This window comes from Flavobacterium sp. IMCC34518, assembly GCF_027111095.2.
In the GTDB taxonomy this organism is placed as follows: domain Bacteria; phylum Bacteroidota; class Bacteroidia; order Flavobacteriales; family Flavobacteriaceae; genus Flavobacterium; species Flavobacterium praedii.
The window spans coordinates 2,092,019-2,112,686 of the sequence record NZ_CP114284.2 but is presented as its reverse complement, the minus strand read 5'-3'; the positions used below and the strand labels follow the sequence as shown (position 1 = coordinate 2,112,686).

Genomic DNA, 20,668 nt, shown 5'->3' with positions numbered 1-20,668 from the left:
CCAATACAACCCTATTTTTATTATGTTATCTTTAATTTTTTAACTATTTTTTCATTTGTGAAACTATTTTTTTTTATATTTGTGTATAAAAAATTATAGTACTCTTTTAATTTAGTAATTATGAAAAATGCTAAACTTTTATCCGTAATTTTTATTTTATTTTTAAACTTTTTTTCAAATAATTTGATTGCTCAAAATTGGAATAAAACATATCCAAACAACAAAGCAATAAACAATAGGCATTACCCCGTTGCTGGTATTGGTTCATGGAATGTATTAGGAACGGTTCACGCTAATTATTCTTTGGATCATGATGTTTTAAATGTCCCCGGTCAAAGAGATTATTATAGCAAACTAAAATTTAGAGTTACAGATGCACCCGTAAACATAAGAAAAATGCTTGTACGCTATCATTCTGGCGCTCCACAAATTATTCAAACACGTTATGAAATACCAAGAGGAGGCGAAAGTAGAATAATCGATTTAAGAGGCGGGACACGAAAAATTAAATCTATTGAATTTTGGTATGACACAAAAGGCATATTTCAGGGAACCGCTGATGTAACCGTATATGGTAGAAGATGATTTTTTCGATAAAAGGTACAAAATTTAAGAAAAACTTCTTATTCCTTAAAGAGATAAGTGACCTCCAAATTATTTGGATTTAAATAAATCCAATAACAAATAGACCATACTGATTTACAATATTCCGAACAAATAGCCGCATACAACATTAAAATACTATTTTTTGAATTTGGGAATTTTAGAGATTTATAAAATTTATAAATGCCAATTTATGATGATCCTTTTTATTTTAAAATGGAATAAATCGCAAAAAGGAATAAATTAAAATTCAAGAGAAACGTACCTTACTTTTTATGACTCAAAGTCTATTTATTTACAATAAGGATATTCAAATTATAGAAATATATCAGAATCATAAAATTTAATATATTAAGCATACTATATTTTTTTTGTAATTAATTTTGTAATTATATTTTAATATGTTAAATTTAATGATTCAATTTTAAAATAAAAGGAAATTTTCAATTAATTCTATCCTTTGTAGCATTTAAAATTGCAGCCCCAATACTTTTTAAACCTACTCTTGCATTTTAAAAACATTTCTTTTTGAGGAATTAAATATTATTTATCGCAGACAGTAAGTCTTGTACAACAAAATTCTTCTACGCGGTTTACAATTGCCAAAAGTTTGTTTTTTTAAGACTTTTTTTTTAAAATATACACGTGTCAACTTTGACATTCATACTATATAATAATTAAGGCCGTTCGCATAACTAAATGACAAACAACTTTTAAAAATTTATTTTCTAGAAAAACAGTTTACAGATCGAATAATCTTATAAGCTTTTTTTGAAACAACGATAATTTTGTAAGTCGTTTTAAATAAAGACCCTTTAATATAAACTCTAACTAAAATGCTATTTATATGTTTTACAAGAATCCTTTAGTACCACTTAAATTCTTTTTAGCCTTTCTTTTAATAGTATCTGGCACAAAACTACAGGCGCAAGGGCATTATACTGGAAGTAGTTTCAATCCAAATGATTATTTTATCCCCCCTAGTCCTGGCTGGGTATTTTCTTTATACTATTCTTATTCTAAACAAGATTTCTACAATAATTCAGGTGATAAATCGGATAAATTTGAAATAAGCCAATCTCCCCCGTTATCAATTGAATTAAGCCAAAACGTATCAACCAGTTCAATTATTCCGATGATTCTTTATTTTGGAAAAGGAAAAATATTGAATGCCAGATGGGGCGCTTCACTCCTACCTATTGCAAATAAACCAAATGCAAGTATAGTACTTGATTTTTATTCCGGTCAAAACAATGCTGGCGAACAAGTTATTAACATTAATTCCTTTGGATTAGGTGATTTTTACATACAACCCATTTGGCTAACTTGGGAGAAAGAAAATTTAGCAACTTCCATTTCATATGGTCTTTGGATGCCCACAGGTAAATACAAAACCAATAGTCCTGAAAATGTAGGACTGGGTTACTGGTCACATAATTTTCGAATCGCCAGCCGCATCAAGCCAATTCCAAAAATAAGTTTTACAACTGCATTAACTTATGAATTGAACAGCAAACAAAAAGGGATCGATTATATTGAGGGTAGCCACCTAACCTACGACATTAGCTCCTCTTACAATTTTACAATGGGTCATGAAATAGGACTTTATGGATATAGCACTTGGCAAACAAGTAATGATAAAGGAGAAAAGGGAAGTGAATTAAAAGACAAAATATATGGTATTGGAGCTTATGGATCGTACTGGTTCATTCCAGGCAAAATAGGTGTATTAGCAAGATTTACAGATAATTTTGGAATACGCAACAGATACGCTGGATTATCCGTGCAACTGGGCATAAACTATCTACTACTATAACTTAGTTATTTAATCTTAAAGGTGTAAATATCTGATTCTAAAACAACACAGACAATATTTTTTTTTTTAAAATCGCAATAAATTGATTTACTGTTTGACAAAATAATTTGCGATACGGTTTTCAATTCAAAAACTGTATAAATTTATAAGTTTCCTATTTTATTAAATTCATCCAAAATTAAAACCCTATGAAAAGAGTCAATTTAACAGCTTTCCTTATCTGTATTATGCAGATTTCGTTTGCACAAAACAAAGCTACCTCAAGTAGCGGTAAATCTCAAGAGGGAGATAAGCCAAATATACTAATCATTATGGCTGACGATGTTGGATGGTTTAACGTAGGCGCCTACAACCTTGGGATGATGGTACCAACACCAAATATTGACCGTATATCCAAAGAAGGCATGATATTCACAGATCAATATGCCGCACCCTCCTGTACTGCTGGAAGAGCGATGACCATAACTGGACAACTGCCTATCAGAACAGGATTGACTACAGTAGGAATGGCTGGTTCGCCAATAGGTTTGGATAAACGTGACCCAACTCTTGCAGAGGTTCTTAAACCTCTAGGATATAAGACTGGGCAATTTGGGAAAAATCATTTGGGCGATAGAAATGAACACCTTCCAACGGTACACGGGTTTGATGAATTCTACGGAAATCTTTATCATCTCAACACGGAAGAAGAATCATACTTAGACACATGGCCTAAAGATGCGGGGTTTGACCAAAGATACAAACCACGGGGTGTTTTGGATTGTGTAGCCTCTAATACCGATGACGCCACTGTTGATTCGCGTTTTGGAAAAGTTGGAAAACAAACCATAAAAGACACTGGACCACTTGATCCAAAAAGAATGGAAACTGTGGATGAAGAATTTACTTCACGAACAATCAATTTCATGGAAAAATCAGTTAAAGAAGGCAAACCTTTTTTCGCTTGGTTCAACCCTTCCAGAATGCATATTTACACTCATTTAAGAGAAGAACATAAAAAACTTGCCGCAAAATACTCTTCCGAATTTGATATTTATGGTAGTGGTATGATAGAACTTGATAATTATGTTGGTGAACTACTAAAAAAACTAGAAGAACTTGGAATCGCTAAAAACACTATCGTAATATTCACTTCTGATAATGGGGCTATGGTGGATTGGTATCCTGATGCAGGTACAACTCCATTTAAGGGAGAAAAAGCGACCACTTGGGAAGGAGGAGTTCGTGTACCGATGCTGGTTCGATGGCCAGCTAGAATACCGGCAGGTAAAATCTCAAATGGAATACAAGATCATACAGACATATTCACCACATTAGCGGCAGCTTGTGGCGTGGATAACATAAGGGAGAAATTGGCAAAAGAAAATAAAGTTTATATCGATGGTGTAAACAATCTTGAACACTGGACAGGTAATGCGGAGTCACAAAGAAATTTTGAACTTTATTACAACGAAAAAGATTTAACTGCCATTAGAATTGGCAACTGGAAATCACATATGTCAATACGCGAAGGATTCTTCGATTATAACAAGCCGAGCGCTTTATTAATTAATCTTAGACAAGATCCTTTTGAAAAACATCTCGAATGGAAAAGCAGAGAAATTGCCATGAAACTAGGAATCGCTTGGGGAGGACAAGTTCAGGATTTATTAGCCCAACACTTTGCTACATTTGAAAAATTTCCAGTAAGACAAGAAGGAGGAACTTTGAAACCAGGCAGCAAAAAATAAAACACATATCAAACGATAGAAATAAAAATGTCGTTTAAAATTAACATGAGAGACCGTCTAAATATCTTAGGCGGTCTTTTTATTTAATAAAAATACCAATTTAACATACAATTACTATCTCACCAAACTACCTAACAAAAAGAAATAAGGGTAACAAACAAAATTTCTTAGGCATACGATCGAATTTTATAAAAAAAGACTAAACGTATCCAATTGATATACCAATTTTTAAAATGTATTGAATTAAATCCACATTCGATTCGACAACCAAAACACATAATAAATATTGTATTTGGAAATTAATATAGTGTATAATACATAAAATAATTTGAAAACCGTACTCGCAATTCTAAAGATTAAACCTAACTGTTCTCTTTTTGTAGTTTATCTTTGCCCATTTATAAAAAATATTTCCATTACAGACAAAGTAACGAATGAAACAAGAACACTATATCCCATTTGATAAGGAATTCCTACTCGAACAACAACTTGCAGAATATGGTGAAGATGAAAAAAAGATTGAAAATTTCAGAAAACTATTTGACATCATTGAACATTATTACCACTATGAAGCGTTTAACTTAATTCGGAATTTAAAACAGAACTACGCTTTTTTTGACCCTGACTTACATCCAAAAGAAAGAACCACATTTAGAGACAAAAGCGACTATTCGCTTTTCAAAGAAAGCCTGCTTAAAGTTCTTAATCAAAGTAATTATAGCCTAGTGAGTCCAGAAACATTGGACAAAGCATTCCAAGATTCCGATTTGATTGGCTTAAAACTAGCCATAGACTTAACAGCCTACAAGGATTACGAAATATACGTAAGAGGCCAGCACACCACTATAGAAAAAGTTTCAAAATACATTTTTTGGAAGAAAAAAATGGAGGTCGAATATTATGATCGCGTAATGATTTACCTCAAATATCACGATGCTATACATTACCAAAAAAAGAAGGTTTCCAAAAATAAAACACCAATTGATCCAGGTACTATAGTATTAAAAATCTTCAAACGCGTACCAAAAAATGATCTAGAAACCATTTTCCCTAATGCTATCCCAAAAATGTCGGTAACCGACAAACTATTATTATGGGTTCCAGGACTAGTAGGGGGAATTTCATTATTGAGTGCCAAAGTGATTCCAGCCCTGATTAAAATGCAAGCAGCCTATGAATCTGGCGAAACCATAGATTTGCTAAACAGTAAAACCTCCTTAAATCAAGGTTTAATTGCCCTTGGAATTTTAGGAGCTTATTTGTTTCGTCAATACAATAACTTTGTGAATAAGAAGATAAAATATGCAAAAATGCTTTCGGATAGTCTTTATTTTAAAAATATCGGAAATAACAGTGGTGCCTTTTACTCCTTATTGAACTCCTCAGAAGAAGAAGTACTGAAGGAAACCATCTTGGCCTACTCTTTCTTAAGCCGTAGTGAAAAGCCAATGACAGAAACAGAACTCGATCATCAAATAGAATCTTGGTTCAAAACCAAACACAATACAGACCTTGATTTTGATGTAAAAGCTGCATTGACAAAATTAAAAAATACAGGTCTTGGGTCAGAAACCAATGGCAAATGGCAAGTGATTCCTTTGGAAAAAGCACTCATCCAAATTGACGAAATTTGGGATGGCGTTTTTGAGTACAATCAAGCAATTTAAGACAAACGATATTAAAATTCAATAAAAAAAGGAGAAAATCAAAACTGACTTTCTCCTTTTTTAAATTAACTATTTGATTTCAAACTAATTTGAAGTTGCAAAGGCATCTTGTCTCCAGTTTTTTACTTTCGCAACTTTATTTCCTGAAAAATCAACTTCGCAAAGACTACTTTTTTGACTGTCTTTTGACCAGAAAAACCATTTACCCGTTTTCACTCCATCTACATATTCTCCAGAAGCAATTTTATCTCCATCTTCATTATAGGAAACCCAAATCCCATCTAATTTTCCATCTACAAAATACCCTTCTTGTTGCACCTGTCCATTTTCATAAAAATAGGTAGCTTTTATTTTTTTTCCAAAAGGTTCCAAAACAGGTTTTGAATCTTGTGCATAAATAACCCCTGAAAATAACACCGCTACTAAAATTACTATCTTTTTCATATTGTTAGTTTTTAATTGTTTATATCTTATATGTCAAATTTAGAAACAATATTTACATTAAAAAAACTTTTACTTAACAATTTCGTAACACAGACGAAAGCTTAACATTGGAAATATTAAAAAATGTATTTTCTTACATTAGTAAAGCGATTTCGTCCAATTCTAGTTCGTTTAATCCTTTATATGAAAAATAAAAAAAGCTAAAATGCAAAAAAACAACTTTGATAATCTAAATTTCATAATTAGTCCTAAATTTGCACTTGCATTAAAAAGTGCAAAAACTAAAATTTACACCATGTACAGAAGTCATAATTGTGGCGAATTGAACGCCTCACATATCAATACAGAAGTTACCCTTGCCGGTTGGGTTCAAAAATCAAGAGATAAAGGATTTATGAATTGGGTCGATTTACGCGATCGTTACGGAATTACTCAATTGATTTTTGACGAAAGTCGTTCTATTAAAGAAGTTTTCGAAGCAGCTAAAACCCTAGGTCGCGAATATGTAATCCAAGTAAAAGGAACTGTTATTGAACGTGAAGCCAAAAACAAAAACATTCCAACTGGTGAAATAGAAATATTAGTTACCGAATTAAAGGTACTCAATGCTTCATTAACACCTCCATTTACTATTGAAGACGAAACTGATGGTGGTGAAGACATTCGAATGAAATACCGTTACCTTGACATTCGTAGAAATCCGGTAAAAAACAGCTTGCTTTTCCGTCACAAAGTCGCAATGGAAGTTCGTAAATACCTTTCGGATCTCGATTTTTGTGAAGTTGAAACACCTTACTTAATCAAATCAACTCCTGAAGGAGCAAGAGATTTCGTTGTTCCATCTAGAATGAATGCTGGGCAGTTTTATGCTTTGCCTCAATCACCACAAACCTTCAAACAATTGTTGATGGTTGGTGGAATGGACAAATATTTTCAAATTGTAAAATGTTTCCGTGACGAAGATTTACGAGCAGACAGACAACCCGAGTTTACACAAATCGATTGCGAAATGGCTTTTGTCGAGCAAGAAGATATTCTGAACGTATTTGAAGGCTTGACTAGACATTTATTAAAAGAAATAAAAGGCATTGAAGTAGATAAATTCCCAAGAATCACCTACGACTATGCAATGAAAACATACGGAAATGACAAACCAGATATTCGTTTCGGAATGGAATTTGGCGAATTAAATCAATATGCACAACATAAAGATTTTCCAGTTTTCAATGCCGCAGAATTGGTTGTTGCAATTGCTGTTCCTGGAGCAGGAAATTATACCCGTAAAGAAATCGATGGCTTGATTGACTGGGTAAAACGTCCACAAGTAGGCGCTAGCGGTATGGTTTATGTAAAATGTAATGAAGATGGAACATACAAATCATCTGTAGATAAATTCTACGATCAAGACGATTTAACCAATTGGGCAAAAACTACAGGAGCTAAACCTGGAGACATGATTTTTGTACTTTCTGGACCAGCCGACAAAACTAGAGCACAATTAAGCGCTTTACGTATGGAATTGGCCACTCGTTTGGGATTAAGAAATCCAGCAGAATTTGCACCACTTTGGGTTGTCGATTTCCCATTATTAGAATTTGAAGAAGAAACTGGACGTTATCACGCCATGCACCACCCATTTACCTCTCCAAAACCAGAAGACATGCACTTATTAGAAACCAACCCTGGAAAAGTTCGTGCCAATGCTTATGATATGGTTTTGAATGGTAACGAAATAGGTGGAGGCTCAATTCGTATACATGATAAAACAACACAACAATTAATGTTTAAATATCTTGGTTTTACCGAAGAAGAGGCAAAAGCACAATTTGGATTTTTAATGGATGCCTTCCAATTTGGTGCTCCACCGCACGGAGGATTAGCCTTTGGATTAGACCGTCTTGTAGCAATATTAGGTGGACAAGAAACCATTCGAGATTTTATAGCATTCCCAAAAAACAATTCAGGTAGAGATGTTATGATTGATGCCCCATCAATTATTGACGAATCACAATTAAAGGAATTACATATTAAATTAAATGTAACAAATTAATTGAAAACGTTGAAAATCAATAATTTTAGAAAAAAAATATTATAAGAATGATTTTCGTATTATATTAAAGATTACATTTGCTACATTATAAATTATTATTACTATTACAATGCGTACAGGTACAGTTAAATTTTTCAATGAATCTAAAGGTTACGGATTCATTACAGACGAAGAAACAGGAAAAGACATTTTTGTTCATGCATCAGGAATCAACGCGGAAGAATTACGCGAAGGTGATAGAGTTAGCTATGAAGAAGAAGAAGGAAGAAAAGGTAAAGTTGCTGCAAAAGTAGCAGTACTTTAAGACAATAAATAGGCAACTATTTTTTGGCAAAAAACGTCTTAAAACGTTTCGATTTATTTCGAAACGTTTTTTTTTGTTTAAAACTCTACAAACTCAATACTAAATTCAATATTATTTATAATCATTAAAAATAATAGACGTTTTGGATTTAATAATATACTAATTTTGGATTTGCGCTTGTGATTTACGCACACTAAACCTATCTTTGCACATCATTTTAAAGCAAAACAAGAATAATTATGCAATCAGAACAGTTAAATTACATCCCAGTATTCATGCAGCTTATTTTGGCCGTAGGATTTGTTGTAAGTATGATAATAATCTCTGGCAAACTTGGACCAAAAAGATCATCTAAAAACAAAGATAAAAATTTCGAATGTGGTATTGAATCAGTTGGTAATGCACGAATTCCATTCTCTGTTAAATATTTCTTGGTAGCTATATTATTTGTTCTTTTTGACGTTGAAGTTATATTTCTTTACCCTTGGGCTGTGAATTTCAAAGAGTTAGGTATCGAAGGTATGATAAAAATGATTATTTTTATGGCGTTACTTTTAGTTGGTTTTTTCTATATCATCAAAAAGAAAGCCTTAGAGTGGGAATAAAATATTTTAAATTATAAATGTTGAATTATAAATTAATTAAACCATTTCAAATTCAACATGCAAAATAAAAAAAATAAAATGAGTGATTCAAATATAAATATGGTTGCCCCACCAGAAGGAGTTGTAGGAGAAGGGTTCTTTGCTACAAAACTTAATGACGTAGTTGGATTAGCCCGTGCTAATTCACTTTGGCCTTTACCATTTGCTACATCTTGCTGTGGTATCGAATTTATGGCAACAATGGCTTCTCATTATGATCTAGCCCGTTTTGGGTCAGAAAGAGTGAGCTTTTCACCACGCCAAGCTGATATGCTCATGGTAATGGGAACAATATCAAAAAAAATGGCACCTATTTTACGTCAAGTTTATGAACAAATGGCAGAACCAAGATGGGTTATAGCCGTTGGTGCTTGCGCTTCATCAGGAGGAGTTTTCGACACTTATTCTGTTTTACAAGGAATAGACAAAGTAATCCCAGTAGATGTTTACGTTCCTGGTTGTCCTCCACGTCCTGAACAAATTGTAGATGGTGTTATGAAACTACAAGAATTAGTACGTAGTGAATCTGTAAGAAGAAGAAGTTCACCTGAGTATCAAGAATTATTGGCATCTTATAACATTCAATAAGTAAAATGGCTTTAGAAACAACAGAAATTCAAGATAAATTAATAGAAACATTTGGCTCAAAGGTTTCTGCATTCAATCAAGATAAAGATATTTTTTCTTTTGAAATGGATTCAGATATTAATACAGCAGTCATTCTTTTTTTAAAAAATGATCCTATTTTACGTTTTCACTTTTTAACAGATTTGTGCGGCGTACATTATCCAGATAATGAAGAAAACGAACAATTTGCAGTAGTGTATCATCTACACAATTGGTATGAAAACAAACGAATTCGTATCAAAACATTCTTAAACGGATCGAAACCAGAAATTAAAACTATTTCAAATATATTTTTAAGTTCAAATTGGATGGAAAGAGAATCCTATGATTTCTTCGGAATCAATTTCATAGGACATCCACAGTTAAAACGTATTTTAAATATGGACGAAATGATATCTTTCCCAATGCGAAAAGAATTTCCAATGGAAGACAGTGGAAGGACAGATAAAGATGATCGATATTTTGGAAGAACAACTATCAATCAATAGGCAAAGGCAATTTTTTTTAAAACATAATTTTTCACATTAAATAAATGTCAGAACTATTATTACCACCAGAGCATCGCTATGCTAAAATAATCAAAGAGAGACACAATGAAGACGGAAGCGAGCTTTCCATTCTAAATTTAGGTCCTACACATCCAGCCACGCACGGTATTTTTCAAAATATCTTGTTAATGGATGGTGAAAAAATTCTAGAAGCAGAACCAACCATTGGTTACATTCATAGAGCTTTTGAAAAAATAGCCGAAAATCGTCCTTTTTATCAAATCACACCGCTTACAGATAGGATGAACTATTGTTCTTCTCCCATTAATAATATGGGATGGTGGATGACATTAGAAAAATTATTGAATATTGAAGTTCCAAAAAGAGCCCAATATTTAAGAGTTATAGTTATGGAATTGGCTCGTATTACCGATCACTTGATCTGTAACTCAATTCTAGGAGTAGATACTGGAGCTTATACGGGATTTCTTTATGTTTTTCAATTTAGAGAAAAAGTATATGAAATCTATGAAGAAATTTGTGGAGCTCGCTTGACAACAAATATGGGTAGAATTGGAGGTTTCGAAAGAGACTGGTCACCAAAAGCATTTGAATTATTAGAAGTGTTTTTAAAAGATTTCCCAATTGCTTGGAAAGAATTTGAAAACTTATTCGAAAGAAATAGAATATTTATTGACAGAACTGTAAATGTGGGAGCCATAACTGCAGAGAAAGCGATGGCTTATGGATTTACAGGTCCAAATTTACGTGCAGCAGGTGTTGATTACGATGTACGCGTCGCACACCCATACAGTTCCTATGAAGATTTTGATTTTATAGTTCCTGTTGGTAAATCTGGAGATACTTACGATCGTTTTTGTGTTCGAAATGCAGAAGTTTGGGAAAGTTTAAGTATTATTCGTCAAGCATTAGAAAAAATGCCAAAAGGAAATGAATACCATGCCGAAGTACCAGAATACTACCTTCCTCCAAAAGAAGATGTATATCATAATATGGAATCTTTAATTTACCATTTCAAGATTGTAATGGGTGAAGTTCCAGTTCCAGTAGCCGAAATTTATCATGCCGTAGAAGGTGGTAATGGAGAATTAGGGTTTTATTTACAGACAGATGGAAGTAGAACCCCATATAGATTGCATTTCAGAAGACCTTGCTTTATTTATTATCAAGCCTATCCTGACATGATTAAAGGTTCAATGTTATCTGATGCAATTGTCATTTTATCAAGTTTAAATGTTATTGCTGGAGAATTAGACGCTTAATGAAATTATAAATGATGAATTTTAAATTATAAATTATTCGAAAACATTTAAAATTTGTAATTCAAAATTTAAAATAATTAAAATGGAAAGAACACATTACAAACAAGAAATAAATATGACCAGCGCCTTGATGTCCCGCATCAATGAACTAATCAGTCATTATCCAGAAGATAAAAGAAAATCAGCTTTACTTCCCGTTTTACACGAAGTTCAAGACGCTCATGACAATTGGTTGAGTATTGAATTACAAGACAAAGTTGCCGAAATTTTACATATCAAACCTATAGAAGTATACGAAGTGGTTACTTTTTACACCATGTATAACCAAAAACCTATTGGTAAATACATGTTTGAATTTTGCCAAACTTCACCTTGCTGTCTAAATGGTGTAGAAGATTTAATGGATTATACCTGTGAAAAACTAGGCGTTCCTGTAGGAGAAATTACAGCTGACGGTCTTTTTGAAGTAAGAGGTGTAGAGTGTTTAGGTGCTTGTGGTTATGCACCGATGATGCAGTTGGGAGATTTTTACAAAGAACATTTGAACAAAGAGAAAATCGACCAGTTAATAGCCGATTGCAAAGACGATAAAATAATATTACACGATAAATAATATGTCACAAAAAATATTATTAGACAAAATCAATATTCCTGGGATTAAAACCTATGAAGTATATCGCCAAAACGGAGGTTATGCCTCTGTAGAAAAAGCGTTGAAAACCTTAACTCCAGACGAAGTAGTCGAAGAAGTAAAAACTTCGGGATTACGTGGTCGTGGTGGTGCTGGTTTCCCTGCAGGAATGAAATGGAGTTTTATAGATAAAAAATCAGGAAAACCTAGACATTTGGTTTGCAATGCTGATGAATCTGAACCAGGAACGTTCAAAGACCGTTATTTGATGGAATTTATTCCTCACTTATTGATCGAAGGGATGATCACATCAAGTTACGCCTTGGGCGCTAACCTATCCTATATCTACATTCGTGGAGAATACATGTGGGTTTTCAAGATTTTGGAAAGAGCCATTGCTGAAGCAAAAGCAGCAGGTTTTTTAGGAAAAAATATTTTAGGATCTGGATTTGATTTAGAACTTCATGTACATTGCGGTGCCGGAGCTTACATTTGTGGTGAAGAAACTGCCTTGATCGAATCATTGGAAGGAAAAAGAGGTAATCCTCGTATCAAACCACCATTCCCTGCCGTTTCAGGACTTTGGGCAAATCCAACCGTGGTAAATAATGTGGAAACTATCGCTGCTGTGCCATGGATAGTAAATAATTCAGGTGCTGATTATGCTAAAATTGGTATCGGCAGATCTACAGGAACCAAATTAATCTCAGCTTCAGGTCATATCAAAAATCCAGGAGTTTATGAAATAGAATTGGGATTAAGCGTTTATGAGTTCATGAACTCTGATGAATATCTTGGAGGAATGAGTTCTGATCGCCCACTAAAAGCTTTTGTCCCTGGAGGAAGTTCTGTTCCCGTTTTACCAGCACATTTAATTTATAAAACTGCAGCAGGTGAAGATCGTTTGATGTCTTATGAATCCTTAAGTGACGGGGGGTTTGCTACCGGATCTATGTTGGGTTCTGGAGGATTTATTGTTTATAATGACACTTCTTGTATAGTTCGTAATACTTGGAATTTCTCTCGTTTTTATCACCATGAAAGTTGTGGCCAATGTACGCCATGTAGAGAAGGTACAGGATGGATGGAGAAAGTATTGCATCGTATAGAAAATGGACACGGACGCGAAGAAGATATCGATTTGTTATTGAGCATTCAAAGCAAAATAGAAGGAAACACAATTTGTCCCCTTGGAGATGCAGCAGCTTGGCCAGTAGCCGCAGCGATTCGACACTTTAGAGATGAATTTGAATATCATATCCGTTTTCCGGAAAAGATAAAAAATAGAGACCATTTTGTTGCCGAACCTTTTGAAAAAGTGAAGCATCTAGTTTCTAAAGTAATAGTATAATTTAAAAGTCAGAAGTTGGAAGTTAAAAGTTACTAGTGGCAACACTTAAACTTTTAAACTTATAAACTTTTAAACAAAAATAGAATGAAAGTAACCATAGACGGTCAAGAAATTGAAGTAGAAGCAGGTACAACGATCTTGCAAGCTGCGCGTATGATTGGTGGAGAAGTTGTTCCGCCAGCGATGTGCTATTATTCTAAACTAAAAGGGAGCGGTGGAAAATGCCGTTGTTGTTTAGTGGATGTAACCAAAGGTAGTGATGCTGACCCAAGACCAATGCCAAAATTAATGGCTTCTTGTGTAACAGGTTGTCAAGACGGAATGGAAATCGCCAGCAAGGCATCTCCAAGAGTTCAAGAAGCAAGAAAATCAGTAACTGAATTTTTGTTAATTAATCACCCGCTTGATTGTCCAATTTGTGACCAAGCTGGAGAATGTGATTTGCAAAACTTAAGCTTCGAACACGGAAAATCAGAATCCCGTTTTATTGAGGAAAAAAGAACTTTTGAACCGGAAGATATCGGTCCAAATATTCAATTACACATGAACCGCTGTATTTTATGTCAAAGATGTGTGCAAGTAGCCGATCAATTGACAGACGATCGTGTTCATGGAGTAATGGATCGCGGTGATCATGCGAATATCTCTACTTGTATTTCAAAAGCCATAACGAATGAGTTTTCTGGAAATATGATTGATGTTTGTCCGGTTGGCGCTTTGACTGATAAAACTTTTAGATTCAAATCAAGAGTTTGGTTTAACAAGCCTTATAATGCACACAGAGAATGTACTACTCCAGGTTGTTGCGGAAATACAACGGTTTGGATGTTTGGAAACGAAATTCAACGTGTTACAGGTCGTAAAGATGAGTTTCATGAAGTAGAAGAATTCATTTGCAACACATGTCGTTTTGACAAAAAAGAAGTGACTGACTGGGTAATTGAAGGACCTCGTGAATTTGAAAAAGATTCAGTTATAAATCAAAACAACTATACTCAAAAATTAGAAAAAGTTGAGATTGCTACTGAGAAAAACATTCTTTTGGGTAGAGATCAAGATAGAAAAAAAATAAGTATGGCTGCCAATCCATTGGACACTAACACTAAAAAATCTTAAAAAATGGAAAGTACATTTATTATAGAAAAAAGTGTTGTTATAGTAGTGGTTTTTGCCCTTACTATGTTGATGGCGATGTATTCTACATGGGCAGAACGTAAAGTAGCCGCTTGGTTACAAGACAGAATTGGGCCAAATAGAGCAGGACCACTTGGTTTATTCCAACCGCTTGCTGATGGTTTAAAATTGTTTTCAAAAGAAGAATTTTTCCCAAACACACCGAATAAATTTTTGTTTGTTGTAGGTCCAGCGATTGCTATGAGTACCGCTTTGATGACCAGCGCTGTTATTCCTTGGGGTGATAAACTACATTTATTTGGAAGAGACATTTTATTACAAGCAACTGATATCAACATTGCCATATTGTATGTTTTTGGAGTGGTTTCTCTAGGTGTTTATGGTATTATGATTGGTGGTTGGGCATCCAACAATAAGTTCTCATTAATTAGTTCTATTAGAGCAGCTTCACAAATGGTATCTTATGAAGTAGCAATGGGATTGTCTATAATCGCTTTGATTATGATGACAGGAACATTAAGTTTAAAAGAAATCTCCTTACAACAATCCGAATGGCATTGGAATGTATTCTATCAACCGATAACCTTCTTGATTTTCTTGATTTGTTCTTTTGCTGAGTTAAACAGAACGCCTTTCGATTTAGCAGAATGTGAATCAGAATTAATTGGTGGATATCATACCGAATATTCTTCAATGAAAATGGGATTCTATTTATTTGCTGAATATGCAAATATGTTTATAACCTCCACAATTTTGGCTGTACTATTCTTTGGTGGATACAATTATCCTGGAATGGGTTGGGCAGTAGAGCATTGGGGCGTAAATATTGCCAACGTAATAGGAATGGCTGTATTGTTTATTAAACTATGTGGTTTCATTTTCTTTATCATGTGGGTTCGTTGGACAATACCAAGATTTAGATACGATCAATTGATGCATTTGGGATGGAGAATATTGATTCCGCTTGCTATAATCAATATCATGATTACTGGAGTTGTGCTTTTGAGAAGTGAAATAGCTGTTTATTTCGGATTTTAATAGAACCAAATCACAATGTTAACGGGGACTAGCCCTGATAGAAGTGGAAATCCTTTTATGTTTTTCTTTAAAACATAAAAGATTGCAGCGGATAGCAGGATTAGCTACAAATAAAAAATATAAAATGTCAATAGAAACTATATCCTTATCAGGAAGAAAAAAAATGGTCTCCAACAAAGAGATGACTTTTTTGGAACGCATGTATCTGATTGCGATTGTAAAAGGTTTGATCATTACGCTGAAGCATTTATTCAGAAAAAAAGCAACTATACAATATCCGGAACAGGTTCGTGAGATGAGTCCCGTGTACCGCGGACAACACATGTTGAAACGTGATGAACAAGGTAGAGAAAACTGTACTGCCTGCGGGTTATGTGCATTGTCTTGTCCTGCTGAAGCGATTACTATGAAAGCGGCAGAACGTAAGGCGAATGAAAAGCATTTGTACAGAGAAGAGAAATATGCAGAGATTTATGAGATTAATATGTTGAGATGTATTTTTTGCGGTCTTTGTGAAGAAGCTTGTCCAAAAGATGCCATTTATTTAACAATTTCTAAAGAATTGGTTCCATCCAGTTATGACAGAGAAGATTTCATTTTTGGAAAAGATAAACTAGTTATGCCACTAGAAATGGCTATAAAAAACACTCAACTTAAAAACGCTAACTAATGTCAACAGTACTTATTCTATTTTGCGTATTGTCTGCAATCACTTTGCTAACTGCCTTTTTAACTATTTTTAGCAGAAATCCGATACATAGCGCTATTTACTTGGTGATTTGTTTTTTCTCTATAGCAGGACATTATTTATTATTAAACGCACAGTTTTTGGCCATCGTACATATCATTGTCTATTCTGGAGCGATCATGATTTTATTATTGTTTACCATAATGTTGATGAATCTTAATGAAGCCGACGAAGTGCACAAACCGAGATTTACAAGATTAGGGGCAATTGTATCGTTTTGTTTGGTGTGTTTGGTTTTGATAAAAATCTTTATTGATTCAAAACCAATTGTTGAATATGACTATACGGGAGAAGATTACCAATCGATAAAAGTGCTTGGAAAAGCTTTATTGAATGAATATATGGTACCTTTTGAATTTGCTTCCGTTTTATTATTGGTAGCAATGATTGGAACGGTGTTATTGTCTAAAAAAGAAAAATTAGAAAAATAATGAACAATATTTTAACTCAAATTGGTATAGAAAACTATATCTTCCTGTGTGTAACACTATTCTGTATTGGAATTTTTGGGGTTTTATACAGACGAAATGCAATCATTGTATTTATGTCTATTGAAATCATGTTGAATGCTGTTAACTTATTGTTTGTGGCTTTCTCAACCTATCACCAAGACACACAAGGACAAGTATTCGTATTTTTCTCTATGGCTGTTGCCGCTGCAGAAGTTGCAGTAGGACTGGCCATATTAGTTTCGATATTTAGAAATATTGGATCAATTAGCATCGATAATTTAAAAAACTTAAAAGGATAAATGGCAATGGATACCAATTTAGCTTTAGTCTTACTCTTAACTCCTTTTTTAGGATTTTTAATTAATGTTTTCTTCGGAAAAAGTTTAGGAAAATCTGTTTCAGGAATCATCGGAACACTTTCGGTAGTGATTTCGTTTATTGTTACGGTTTCCTTTTTTCTGCAAATCAATCAAACCAAACAAGCTATCAGCATTCAATTATTTGATTGGATTCAGATTAGCAACTTTCATGTGAGTTTTGGTTTTTTACTGGATCAATTATCTATTTTATGGTTATTGTTTGTAACCGGAATTGGTTCACTAATCCATTTATACTCCATCAGCTATATGCATGATGATGAGAAAATGCATTCATTCTTCGCTTATTTGAATTTGTTTATCTTCTTCATGATTACACTGGTAGTTGGAAGCAACTTATTGGTAATGTTCATTGGCTGGGAAGGTGTTGGACTTTGTTCGTACTTATTAATTGGATTTTGGTATAAAAACCAAGATTTTAATGATGCTGCCAAAAAAGCCTTCATCATGAATAGAATTGGAGATTTAGGATTGTTAATCGGGATTTTCATCCTTAGTAATATGTTCTCCACTTTGGATTTTGCAACCTTAAAAACTGCAATTGCTGGAGCTACAAATCTTGATACGTTTTGGTTGAGCATTGCAGCTTTTGCTTTGTTCATTGGAGCTTGTGGTAAATCGGCACAAATTCCTTTGTATACTTGGTTGCCTGATGCGATGGCTGGACCTACACCAGTTTCAGCATTGATTCACGCTGCTACGATGGTAACTGCAGGTATCTTTATGGTAACTCGATTGAATTTTGTTTTTGATTTAACGCCATACGTTCAGACCATAATTGCTGTAATAGGTGGTGTAACTGCTTTGGTTGCTGCAACGATTGGTTTGGTTCAGAACGATATTAAAAAAGTACTAGCCTACTCTACTGTTTCTCAATTGGGATTAATGTTCTTGGCTTTGGGATTAGGAGCTTATGAAGTAGCTGTATTTCACGTAATCACTCACGCTTTCTTTAAAGCTTGTTTGTTCTTAGGATCAGGTTCTGTGATACACGGTTTGCATGGAGAACAAGATATGCGCAAAATGGGTGGCTTGAAAAAAGCGATGCCTATCACGTTTTGGACGATGCTTATTGCTTCTTTAGCAATTTCAGGAGTACCATTATTCTCTGGGTTTTTCTCAAAAGATGAAATTTTAATGGTGGCTTTCCATCATAACATTCCATTATGGTTTATTGCATCTGTTGCGTCTATCATGACCGCTTTCTATATGTTTAGATTAATGTTCTTGACTTTCTTTAACGATTTTAGAGGAACAGAAGAACAAAAACATCATTTACATGAAAGCCCAGCTTTAATAACTTTCCCACTAATCGTTTTGGCTATTTTGGCAACTGTAGGAGGACTAATTAGTTTGCCTGGTAATAGTTGGTTGAATGTATATTTAGCACCACTTTTTGCAAAAGCAACTTCAGAGGAACATGGATTAGGTTTTACAGAATATTCATTAATGGGAGTAGCAGTAATTGGTGCTTTTATGGGTATTTTAATAGCTTACAGAAAATACATCCAACAAAATACAGTACCAAATGAAGATGCAGAAATAACAGGATTAACGAAAGTTCTTTACAATAAATACTATGTTGATGAAATATATGATGTACTATTTGTAAACACCACAAACAGTTTGTCAAAATTCTTTAGAGACTATGTAGAAACAGGAATTTCTTCTCTAGTTTTCGGATTAGGAAAAATAACCAGTGAACTTAGTTTTCAAGGTAAAAAATTGCAGAATGGAAGTGTTGGACTATACTTATTTGCTTTTGTTTTAGGCATGTGTGCCATTGTTTCATTTTTATTTCTAGCTCAATAATTATATACTATGAACGTATCTCTTATATTAATCATCCTTTTAGTTGGCGCATTTGCAACTTATTTAGCTGGCGATAAACTAGCTTCAAAAGTGGCATTGTTTTTTGGATTAGCGGCAGCAGGTTGCTCTATTGTTTTGTTAAACCATTTTAATTTAGGTGAAAACATTAGCTTTTTCAGCCAATGGATTACACAACCTAAAGTTTCATTTGCACTTCAAGCGGATGGATTGTCATTGGCCATGGTTTTATTGACAACGGTCTTGACTGCCATTATTATATTATCCTCCTTTGGGAATGAATTCAAAAACGCAAAATCGATTTATGCTCTAATATTGTTTATGTCATTTGCTATGACAGGAACATTCTTAGCAAGCGACGGACTTTTATATTACATTTTTTGGGAACTATCATTAATTCCAATTTACTTTATCGCTTTAATTTGGGGTAATGGAGACGCTGAAGAACGCAGAAAAGCAGTCGTTAAATTCTTTATATACACATTGGCAGGTTCATTATTCATGTTGGTTGCCTTTGTTTATATGTACCAAAAAGCAGGCAGCTTCTTAATCGAAGATTTATACAAATTAAATTTAACTATTAACGAGCAAAAATGGATTTTTACCGCTTTCTTCTTGGCATATGCGATTAAGATTCCTTTGATTCCGTTTCACACTTGGCAAGCGAATGTTTACCAAAAATCTCCAACTCTTGGAACTATGCTTTTGTCTGGTATCATGTTAAAAATGGGATTGTACAGTCTTATCCGTTGGCAATTGCCCTTGGCACCATTAGCCGCTAAAGAATACATGTACATCTTTATCGGTGTTGGTATTGTGGGAGTTATTTATGGTTCAATCGTAGCATTGAGACAAAAAGATTTGAAAAAATTATTAGCTTATTCTTCCCTTGCTCACGTTGGATTGATCGCAGCAGGAACTTATACGTTAACTCTTGACGGTTTTAGAGGAGCAGTATTGCAAATGATTGCTCATGGATTTGTGGTAGTTGGTTTGTTTTTTGCAGCCGAAATCATTTATAGAAGATACGAAACCAGGTTAATTTCAGAAATGGGTGGTATACGCTCACAATCTCCAAAATTCACTTCTATGTTTTTAATTTTGGTATTGGCCTCTGTTGCTTTACCAACAACTTTCAATTTCGTAGGTGAATTTACTGTACTGTATAGTCTTTCACAAATTAATATCTGGTTTGCCATTTTGGGAGGAACAACCATCATTTTGGGAGCTTATTATATGTTGAAAATGTTCCAACATGTGATGTTAGGAGAGACAAATACAAAATTATTTACTGATATTACTTTCTCTGAAGGATTGACAATGGTAATTGTTATTGCCGTTTTGTTTTTCTTCGGAATGTATCCAAAACCAATCAACGATTTGATAACACCAAGTCTTGAAACTATTTTAAACACTATTAATAAATACAATTAAGTAAAAAAGCATAATAT

20 protein-coding genes are annotated in these 20,668 nt (G+C 33.8%); 19 read left to right on the top strand and 1 reads right to left on the bottom strand.

Going from position 1 to position 20,668, the window contains the following annotated elements; genetic code table 11:
- The first annotated feature begins 120 nt into the window (after positions 1-120).
- From OZP06_RS08970 to OZP06_RS08955, 4 genes are all read left to right on the top strand, one after another.
- Complete coding sequence (locus OZP06_RS08970) at positions 121-585, top strand: hypothetical protein (RefSeq protein WP_281238203.1); 465 nt, start codon at positions 121-123, stop codon at positions 583-585.
- Between the two features lie 865 nt (positions 586-1,450).
- Positions 1,451-2,419, top strand: a complete 969-nt coding sequence (locus OZP06_RS08965) for a transporter (RefSeq protein WP_281238204.1) — start codon at positions 1,451-1,453, stop codon at positions 2,417-2,419.
- Positions 2,420-2,607: 188 nt separating this feature from the next.
- A complete protein-coding gene (locus OZP06_RS08960; protein ID WP_269221560.1) occupies positions 2,608-4,149 on the top strand; it encodes an arylsulfatase in 1,542 nt (513 codons plus the stop codon).
- 434 nt (positions 4,150-4,583) lie between these two features.
- Positions 4,584-5,816, top strand: coding sequence for a TMEM143 family protein (locus tag OZP06_RS08955; RefSeq protein WP_281238205.1), 1,233 nt, complete (start codon positions 4,584-4,586; stop codon positions 5,814-5,816).
- A gap of 84 nt (positions 5,817-5,900) precedes the next feature.
- Here the strand turns inward: OZP06_RS08955 and OZP06_RS08950 are convergent, their stop codons facing one another.
- Positions 5,901-6,260, bottom strand: a complete 360-nt coding sequence (locus tag OZP06_RS08950) for a membrane-binding protein (protein WP_281238206.1) — start codon at positions 6,258-6,260, stop codon at positions 5,901-5,903.
- A 295-nt stretch (positions 6,261-6,555) separates the two neighbouring features.
- Between OZP06_RS08950 and aspS the strand changes: the two genes are divergently transcribed.
- The 15 genes from aspS to OZP06_RS08875 all read left to right on the top strand — a co-directional run bounded on the left by aspS (position 6,556) and on the right by OZP06_RS08875 (position 20,651).
- Complete coding sequence (aspS, locus tag OZP06_RS08945) at positions 6,556-8,310, top strand: aspartate--tRNA ligase (RefSeq protein WP_281240380.1); 1,755 nt, start codon at positions 6,556-6,558, stop codon at positions 8,308-8,310.
- A gap of 109 nt (positions 8,311-8,419) precedes the next feature.
- Positions 8,420-8,614 (top strand): cold shock domain-containing protein, encoded by a 195-nt coding sequence (locus OZP06_RS08940; RefSeq protein ID WP_077378011.1) that lies wholly within the window; start codon positions 8,420-8,422, stop codon positions 8,612-8,614.
- A gap of 239 nt (positions 8,615-8,853) precedes the next feature.
- Positions 8,854-9,219 carry an NADH-quinone oxidoreductase subunit A gene (locus OZP06_RS08935; protein ID WP_269221557.1) on the top strand — a complete coding sequence of 122 codons (366 nt, stop codon included), beginning with the start codon at positions 8,854-8,856 and terminating at the stop codon, positions 9,217-9,219.
- Between the two features lie 78 nt (positions 9,220-9,297).
- A complete protein-coding gene (locus OZP06_RS08930; RefSeq protein WP_269221556.1) occupies positions 9,298-9,846 on the top strand; it encodes an NADH-quinone oxidoreductase subunit B in 549 nt (182 codons plus the stop codon).
- Positions 9,847-9,851: 5 nt separating this feature from the next.
- On the top strand, positions 9,852-10,373 hold the full coding sequence (locus OZP06_RS08925; protein WP_269221555.1) for an NADH-quinone oxidoreductase subunit C: 522 nt from the start codon (positions 9,852-9,854) through the stop codon (positions 10,371-10,373).
- Positions 10,374-10,417: 44 nt separating this feature from the next.
- Positions 10,418-11,656 (top strand): NADH-quinone oxidoreductase subunit D, encoded by a 1,239-nt coding sequence (locus tag OZP06_RS08920; protein ID WP_269221554.1) that lies wholly within the window; start codon positions 10,418-10,420, stop codon positions 11,654-11,656.
- Positions 11,657-11,738: 82 nt separating this feature from the next.
- Positions 11,739-12,269 carry an NAD(P)H-dependent oxidoreductase subunit E gene (locus tag OZP06_RS08915; protein ID WP_269221553.1) on the top strand — a complete coding sequence of 177 codons (531 nt, stop codon included), beginning with the start codon at positions 11,739-11,741 and terminating at the stop codon, positions 12,267-12,269.
- A 1-nt stretch (position 12,270) separates the two neighbouring features.
- Positions 12,271-13,638: an NADH-quinone oxidoreductase subunit NuoF gene (nuoF, locus tag OZP06_RS08910; RefSeq protein WP_281238207.1), complete on the top strand. Its 1,368-nt coding sequence runs from the start codon at positions 12,271-12,273 to the stop codon at positions 13,636-13,638.
- An 84-nt stretch (positions 13,639-13,722) separates the two neighbouring features.
- Positions 13,723-14,754 carry a 2Fe-2S iron-sulfur cluster-binding protein gene (locus tag OZP06_RS08905; protein ID WP_281238208.1) on the top strand — a complete coding sequence of 344 codons (1,032 nt, stop codon included), beginning with the start codon at positions 13,723-13,725 and terminating at the stop codon, positions 14,752-14,754.
- 3 nt (positions 14,755-14,757) lie between these two features.
- Entirely contained in the window at positions 14,758-15,810 is a 1,053-nt protein-coding gene (gene nuoH, locus OZP06_RS08900; protein ID WP_269221552.1) for an NADH-quinone oxidoreductase subunit NuoH, read from the top strand.
- 124 nt (positions 15,811-15,934) lie between these two features.
- A complete protein-coding gene (locus OZP06_RS08895; RefSeq protein ID WP_281238209.1) occupies positions 15,935-16,480 on the top strand; it encodes an NADH-quinone oxidoreductase subunit I in 546 nt (181 codons plus the stop codon).
- On the top strand, positions 16,480-16,989 hold the full coding sequence (locus OZP06_RS08890; protein ID WP_269221551.1) for an NADH-quinone oxidoreductase subunit J: 510 nt from the start codon (positions 16,480-16,482) through the stop codon (positions 16,987-16,989). Before OZP06_RS08895 ends, OZP06_RS08890 begins: the two co-directional genes overlap by 1 nt.
- Positions 16,989-17,309, top strand: a complete 321-nt coding sequence (gene nuoK, locus OZP06_RS08885) for an NADH-quinone oxidoreductase subunit NuoK (RefSeq protein WP_100432422.1) — start codon at positions 16,989-16,991, stop codon at positions 17,307-17,309. Before OZP06_RS08890 ends, nuoK begins: the two co-directional genes overlap by 1 nt.
- 6 nt (positions 17,310-17,315) lie before the next feature.
- The gene (gene nuoL / locus OZP06_RS08880) at positions 17,316-19,199 is read left to right on the top strand and encodes an NADH-quinone oxidoreductase subunit L (RefSeq protein ID WP_269221550.1); all 1,884 of its coding nucleotides are present in this window, start codon (positions 17,316-17,318) and stop codon (positions 19,197-19,199) included.
- 9 nt (positions 19,200-19,208) lie between these two features.
- On the top strand, positions 19,209-20,651 hold the full coding sequence (locus tag OZP06_RS08875; protein ID WP_269221549.1) for an NADH-quinone oxidoreductase subunit M: 1,443 nt from the start codon (positions 19,209-19,211) through the stop codon (positions 20,649-20,651).
- Positions 20,652-20,668: the final 17 nt, after the last annotated feature.